7 protein-coding genes, 2 tRNA genes and 1 pseudogene are annotated in these 7,014 nt (G+C 42.8%); all 10 read left to right on the plus strand.

Translation table 11 applies throughout. From position 1 onward, the window contains the following. The 10 genes and pseudogenes from pstA to WS42_RS05905 all read left to right on the plus strand — a co-directional run bounded on the left by pstA (window position 1) and on the right by WS42_RS05905 (window position 6,953). Entirely contained in the window at window positions 1-882 is an 882-nt protein-coding gene (gene pstA, locus WS42_RS05865; RefSeq protein WP_013612219.1) for a phosphate ABC transporter permease PstA, read from the plus strand. A gap of 22 nt (window positions 883-904) precedes the next feature. After that, on the plus strand, window positions 905-1,672 hold the full coding sequence (gene pstB, locus WS42_RS05870) for a phosphate ABC transporter ATP-binding protein PstB (RefSeq protein WP_013612220.1): 768 nt from the start codon (window positions 905-907) through the stop codon (window positions 1,670-1,672). A gap of 34 nt (window positions 1,673-1,706) precedes the next feature. Continuing rightward, window positions 1,707-2,417 carry a phosphate signaling complex PhoU family protein gene (locus tag WS42_RS05875; RefSeq protein ID WP_013612221.1) on the plus strand — a complete coding sequence of 237 codons (711 nt, stop codon included), beginning with the start codon at window positions 1,707-1,709 and terminating at the stop codon, window positions 2,415-2,417. Between the two features lie 43 nt (window positions 2,418-2,460). Next, window positions 2,461-3,144 (plus strand): two-component system response regulator PhoB, encoded by a 684-nt coding sequence (gene phoB / locus WS42_RS05880; RefSeq protein ID WP_041557311.1) that lies wholly within the window; start codon window positions 2,461-2,463, stop codon window positions 3,142-3,144. A 122-nt stretch (window positions 3,145-3,266) separates the two neighbouring features. Beyond that, window positions 3,267-5,027 carry a sensor histidine kinase gene (gene phoR / locus WS42_RS05885; RefSeq protein ID WP_022161468.1) on the plus strand — a complete coding sequence of 587 codons (1,761 nt, stop codon included), beginning with the start codon at window positions 3,267-3,269 and terminating at the stop codon, window positions 5,025-5,027. Window positions 5,028-5,095: 68 nt separating this feature from the next. Further along, complete coding sequence (locus WS42_RS05890) at window positions 5,096-5,764, plus strand: NigD1/NigD2 family lipoprotein (protein WP_046450843.1); 669 nt, start codon at window positions 5,096-5,098, stop codon at window positions 5,762-5,764. 350 nt (window positions 5,765-6,114) lie between these two features. After that, window positions 6,115-6,196: transfer RNA gene (locus tag WS42_RS05895), tRNA-Tyr, on the plus strand. Window positions 6,197-6,314: 118 nt separating this feature from the next. Further along, window positions 6,315-6,387: transfer RNA gene (locus tag WS42_RS05900), tRNA-Gly, on the plus strand. Window positions 6,388-6,488: 101 nt separating this feature from the next. Beyond that, window positions 6,489-6,575 (plus strand): annotated as a pseudogene (locus tag WS42_RS15375) (Arm DNA-binding domain-containing protein); the annotation flags it as partial. A 78-nt stretch (window positions 6,576-6,653) separates the two neighbouring features. Next, complete coding sequence (locus WS42_RS05905; RefSeq protein ID WP_046450844.1) at window positions 6,654-6,953, plus strand: MATE family efflux transporter; 300 nt, start codon at window positions 6,654-6,656, stop codon at window positions 6,951-6,953. Window positions 6,954-7,014: the final 61 nt, after the last annotated feature.

The raw sequence follows: 7,014 nt of genomic DNA on the forward strand, positions 1-7,014 counted from the left end.
ATGATACAACGCCCTATTACATCTTATCATTCAGGCTGGCGCAAAGCCAAGGACAGGATATTTTTCTGGCTGGTTTGCCTGTTCTCTGCTTTAACGGCCGTCCCATTAGTAGTCATCATCTGGGAAGTGGTCCGGAAAGGATACAAACAGATCAACCTGAATTTCTTCACCGAGACAGCCCCCAGTACCCTGGATGCCATGTTAGCGAAAATCAACGGAGAAATCATTCCCGGAGGAATCGCCAATGGAATCACAGGCACATTACTTATGGTGGTACTGGCCTCCGTTATCGCTATCCCGACCGGTATTATGGGTGGAATTTACTTATCGGAAAAACCCAAAACCTTATTTTCTCATGTGATCCGTTTTCTGACCGACCTCCTGCAAGGCACGCCGTCGATCGTCATCGGTATCATCGCTTATGCCTGGGTTGTCGTTCCTTTGAGTAGTTATTCCGCTTTGGCAGGTAGTGTCGCTCTGGCTATTATGATGTTACCCTTAATCATACGCTCGACAGAAGAGACCCTGAAACTTCTCCCGACAAGCCTCAAAGAAGCCGGTCTTGCGCTAGGAGCCTCCTATACGAGTGTTATCCTGAAAGTCTTGGTTCCCTCAGCTTTCGGCGGACTGTTCACCGGTACTTTACTAGCCGTGTCGAGAGTGATGGGCGAAACAGCCCCCCTGATGCTAACCGCCCTCGGTAGTACAGCGATCAACTGGGATATTCTGGATCCGACCAGTGCAGTCCCCTTGCTCATCTGGGAATTTTATAACGACCCGAACCTGGCCGATATGATCTGGAGTTGTTCTTTATTTCTATTACTATTGATTCTGGTGATGAACATCATCGCTAAAAATGTCGCCCGGAAATGGAAAATTTAATTTATAACAGTCCTACTACATCATGCAAATAGATCATCCGATATTACAATTTAAAAATGTCAGTATTTCCTATACTCCCGGGAAAAATGCCGTCAATCATGTCAATGCCGATATTAAAAAGAATCGGATCACAGCCATTATGGGGCCCTCAGGATGTGGCAAAAGTACCTTATTGCGTGCCATCAACCGCATGCACGAATTATATCCGGACATCAGGATCAGCGGAGAAATTCTGATGGACAACCGCAACATTTTAAAGATGAACCCCATGGAGGTCAGGCGTATGGCGGGCATGGTATTTCAGCGCCCTAATCCTTTTCCCACTATGAGTATTTTCGATAATGTGATCGCCGGTTACAAACTCAATGGCATCCGCCTGAAAAAAAAAGAAAAAGAAGAAATTGTAGAGACTTGTCTGACCAACGTCGGGCTGTGGAATGAAGTGAAAGACGCTCTGTTCAAGAAAGGCACTTTCTTATCAGGAGGTCAGCAACAGCGGCTATGCATTGCACGGGCCCTGGCCTTAAAACCGGAAGTATTACTGATGGACGAGCCGACCTCCGCCCTCGATCCTATCGCCACCAACCGGATCGAAGAATTGTTACTCGAGCTGAAAAAAGAATTTACCATTATCATCGTCACCCACAACATGTCGCAAGCTGCCCGTATTTCAGACTATTCGATGTTTATGTATCTCGGCGAACTGATCGAATACGACAAAACCCGGATTATGTTTACCAATCCCCGGGATAAACGGACCGAAGAATATCTGACCGGACAATTCGGATAAACCGATGTAAAAAACAAAAAAAATAATTCCTATTATGCCAACTTTAAAAGAAAAAGTATTCAGCCGGATAACCGAAGATTTTCAGGTATTAGCAAAGATTGTCATCCGCCAGCTGAATCTGACCAAGCAATTAATGGACGACAACCACAAAGAGGAGATATATACAGAGATCAACAATAACGAACGGATCATCGACAGTATAGAGGTCAAAATCCGCAACGAAGTGATCAATATGATCGTGCTTTACAGTCCGCGGGCCACGAATCTGAGGATGATCATCTCTTACTACGATATGACCGCTTATCTCGAACGGATCGGAGATCTGATTCTGAATGTTTCCCATTTCATGAAAAAAATAGCAGTCGACGACTGTCTGTTCACAACCTATAAAAAGGATTTACTAAAGATGCTCTCACTCACTGAAAGTATGACACAAAATGCTATATTTGCTTTTACATGTGAGGATATCCAGTTAGCGAAAGAAACGATCGAGACGGATGACCAGGTCGACGAACTGCATCATTTTATCGGCCAGCATCTCCCGACACAATGTTTCGATAAGATATTATCGCAACAAGAAGTAACGGATGCCCTATGCATCAACAGCATGGCCTATAACATCGAGCGGATCGGAGATAATGCGACCAATATTGCAGAAGCCGCTATTTACCTGATCGAAGGAAAGAATATCAAACATTGGCCGAAACCGGACGAAGACCTGCTACTGGCAGGAAGTGAAGGTTAAAAAATGAGAAAAGAATAATAAACGATTTTGAATGACAAAATATATGGAACGGAATAAAATATTAGTAGTCGACGATGAAGAAGATTTATGTGAAATCCTTCAATTCAATCTGGAAAGTGAAGGTTTTGCAGTAGACATCGCAAATTCAGCCGAAGAAGCCTTAAAACTGCTGACCGATGAACATGAACTAATTCTACTGGATGTCATGATGGAAGGTATGTCCGGATTCAAAATGGCCGAAAAAGTCCGCAAAGAAATGCATATGAATACCCCGATCATCTTCCTGACCGCTAAGGATACCGAAAACGATATGTTGACCGGATTCAGTATCGGCGGAGACGATTATATTGCCAAACCCTTCTCGATCAAAGAAGTTGCCGCCCGGGTAAAAGCAGTATTGAAAAGGGCCGGTAATATCGCACTACCGGAAAAAAAGAAAACGATCGAAATCGGAGAACTCACTCTGGACCTCAACAGCAAGACCGTATACCTCAATGAGCAGCAGATCCTTCTAACCAAAAAAGAATTCGAAATACTCAGTATGATGGCCAAAGCTCCCAACCGGGTCTTTTCACGGGAAGATATTCTGGGCAAAGCCTGGCAAGAAGACGGCTATGTATTGGAGAGAACGGTAGACGTCCACATCACCCGGCTCAGAAAAAAACTCGGAGCTTTCGGTAAACATATCGCCAACCGTTCGGGGTACGGTTACTGCCTGGAATGCTGAAAAGGCTAAAGGCTTTAAGCTAAAAGCCTTCAACTCCTGGTCCACAATTTTCAGCTTTCAGCCTTTAGCTTATAGCTTTTTTTTTAGCTTTTTACTTTTAACCTTTTACTTTTTACTTTTTTATGCACTTTACTTATAAAAAGAAGATTTTCCTGTATTTTCTGATTGTATTTACCATATTTACAATCATCATCGTTGCAGTTCAACAGAACAGGGAGAAAATGTATAAGTCAGAGAATTTCAAAGCCAGTCTCAATGCTTATGCAGAAATCATCGCCAACTATGTCGATAGTCACCGTCTGATCGCAGATAAACGGCTGGATTCGTTAAATAATTTGCTTCCCTTACTCCCCCGAGGATTACGGGTAAGCATTATCGACCGCCAGGGGAAAGTGCTTTACGACAACGATATCGACGAGGAAGAAACGGTAGAAAATCACTTGTCCCGACCGGAAATAGCACAAGCATTAACCCAAAGCAACGGTACGAATATTCGTAAATCGGAGACTACCGGTATCGATTATTATTACGATGCCCGCCTTTTCAACAACTATTTCGTACGGGTAGCTCTACCTTATACCGATCAGGTACAGAATATCCTGAAAGCTGACGAAATCTTCACTTATTTCATTCTGCTCTTATTTTTTACTACCCTGATTTCTTTGTTATATCTGGCAGATCGTTTCGGGAAAGCCGTATCCGGCCTGAACGAATTTATCATCACGGCCGAACACAGCCAACCGGATTACGACAAAATCGATTTCCCCGATACCGAACTGGGAGAAATCGGTCATAAGATCGTCGACAACTACAAGATGCTGAAAAAGAGCAAAGATCAGCTCAATCAGGAAAGGGAAAAACTGTTACGCCACTTTCACCATTCCGATGAAGGTATTTGTATTTTCTCGGCAGATCACAAAAAGATATATGCCAACACCCATTTCATCCAATATGTAAACACTATTTTAGACGAACCTACCTTTGATGTAGATCATATTTTCCAGGCACCTGAATTCAAAGAAGCCGAATTTTTCCTGCAAAAGAACACACCGGTCAATCCTCAGGCCAAATCGATTCCGATCTGGCAAGGAAAAATTGCCAAAAACGGGAAACATTTCGCTGTGAGATTACTTATTTTCTACGACAACAGTTACGAAATCACGTTGAACAACGTCACCTCGGCAGAAAAAAACAGGCTGCTGAAACAAGAGATGACCAATAATATCGCACACGAATTAAAAACTCCGGTCAGCAGTATCCGCGGTTACATCGAAACTATTCTCGAACAGGAACACCTGGAACCTGTCAAGCAGAAATTTTTCCTGGAGAGGGCTTATATTCAAATTCTTCGCTTATCCGAATTAATTCGCGACGTGGCTTTGATCACCAAAACCGAAGAAGCCTCCGACCTATTCGAGAAAGAAACGATCAATATCCGAACGACCATCGACGAAGTGACCACCGACCTGGAAGTATCCTTACAACACAATCACATCGTCGTTCACAATCATATCGGCCCGAAAGTTGAAATCGAAGGTAACCATACCCTACTTTATTCCATTTTCAGGAACCTGATCGACAATGCGATCAACTATGCCGGAGAAAATATCACGATCGGTATCGACAATTATATGGAAGACAGCGAATTTTACTATTTTTCATTCTACGATACCGGCCGGGGAATCGAAGAAGAACACCTGGAACGTATTTTCGACCGTTTCTACCGGGTGAATCAAGGCAGAAGCCGGAAAACGGGCGGATCGGGTCTGGGCCTCTCCATCGTAAAAAATGCCGTATTGTTTCACAAAGGCCAAATCACGGCTAAGAACCGGAAAGACGGTGGATTAGAGTTCATTTTTTCTTTGAGAAAAAAATTATTTTAACTTTCAGGCCACGCAACCTTTTTAGTTAGTTTTCATCTTTATAACAGAAAACAACTAAAAATAAAAACATGAAAAATAAACATTTCAATCTAACTTCGGGGATCGTTCTTATCCTGATCCCCCTTGTTTTTTCCTTCACCGGTTGCAAGGATGATTATGAAACCTATTATGAAGGTTATGGCCTGGTCAGTAAATCAGGCGACGAAAAGTTTACCGTCAAGCTAGACGATGGTTATCTGCTCTATCCCCGGGAATATTACTTCAATCCTGAAAAACTGAACGACAGTACCCGTCTACGGGTACGATTCAACATTCTGGAAGAACAGGATACGAATTTATATGCCCGGATTGTCTATGCCGACACAATTCTGACCAAATCCATTCTTCCGTACGACGAAACGATTTTGGACAGTGTCGGAAACGCTCCGGTAAAGATCGTCAATTCCTGGTTCGCTCATGGATTCCTGAACTTTGAGTTTATGTTTGCTGCCCATCTGAATCCCAGTACAGGCAAAACACATATGGTAAATTTATTACAATGCCCCACCGAAGACGACCGCCTCATCTTCGAATTCCGGCACAATGATTTCGGAGATTCCCGGGATAAACTCTATTTCGGTACAGTTTCTTTCCCCATACAGAAGCTCACCGAAGGCTATGAAAAACCGATAAAAATGATCGTCAAATATAACGATTCGGCCAATACAACGCGCAGCATCGAACTGACTTACAAGTAATCGGAAAATCTCCAAAGATCGGTCATTGAACTTTGGGGATTTTCTTTTATCTATCAAAGTCTGAAAATCAGATTGACAATATTAGCCTCTTCTAAAAATTCATCTGAGTAGAAATACTGCTTGTCGAGAAAAAGCCAGGAGGTTTACCCTACGATAAAAGCAGGCAAAGAATCAAACGATCCTACCACAAAATAAAAATAAGACGATTTGTAACCTGACACACAGAATTATAGTATCTTTCAAAAAAAAATCTCATTTATTATTCGCATTTTTAGAGTCAAAAATTTTGCAGTTAACAGAAAAAAGCATACATTTGTACCCGCAAAAAGAGAGAGTTCTTTTACAATTAAGGGCAGTTACCAGAGTGGCCAAATGGGGCTGACTGTAACTCAGCTGGCGTAGCCTTCGGTGGTTCGAATCCATCACTGCCCACAAATTTTAAATTACAGCTATTAGAGATAGTTATTAGTTTAAAATTTGTTTATGCCTCCCCATTACGGATCGAAAAAGCATAGTGAGTCCGGCTAGTGTGTGAGGAACAATACATTTTGCGGAAATAGCTCAGTCGATAGAGCACTAGCCTTCCAAGCTGGGGGTCGCGGGTTTGAGTCCCGTTTTCCGCTCTCTGAATGAGGTAGTTACGAAAGTAGCTACCTTTTTTATTTTGTGGTTTTTCGTGGTTTGGGGGCATCTGTTTAAACCGAGGTTTAAACCAACTTTAGCCATGAACGCCTCTATTTCAGTGGTTTGTTACAAATCAAAAACACTTTCAAACGGAGAATACCCATTAATGTTCCGAATATCCAAAGACGACCTTTGTAAAAAATGAAAAAGGATTATAAACCGTAATCTGTTAAAAAAAATCATAGAGACGGCTGTAGGGTGTTTCTTGAAATACGGGTATGTAGCGTGGAGTACTCCTTTCGTCATCGTCTCCACAGCTTTCAGCAACCTTGTCCGTGCCAAAGGGAAATCGACAGAGGCACTGAACGGAATACTGATAGGTACCATACAGAATATCGTACTCAATCGCTTGTTTATCCTATGGCTCGGCTACAGGATTGCCGGTGCGGCATGGGCTACGGCCATCGGTTATACGGCAGCCAACGCATATTATGTTATCTTGCTGACGGGCAAAGACTCCCACCTGACCATATTCATAGCCTGTTTCAAGCTACCGTCAAGATAGAAGTGCAACACCATCCCCCTCTTCCTCCGTCCTTGGAGCGTAGCGGAAAGGGAGGAGAAAG

The organism is Odoribacter sp. N54.MGS-14, assembly GCF_000980295.1.
Classification (GTDB): domain Bacteria; phylum Bacteroidota; class Bacteroidia; order Bacteroidales; family Marinifilaceae; genus Odoribacter; species Odoribacter splanchnicus.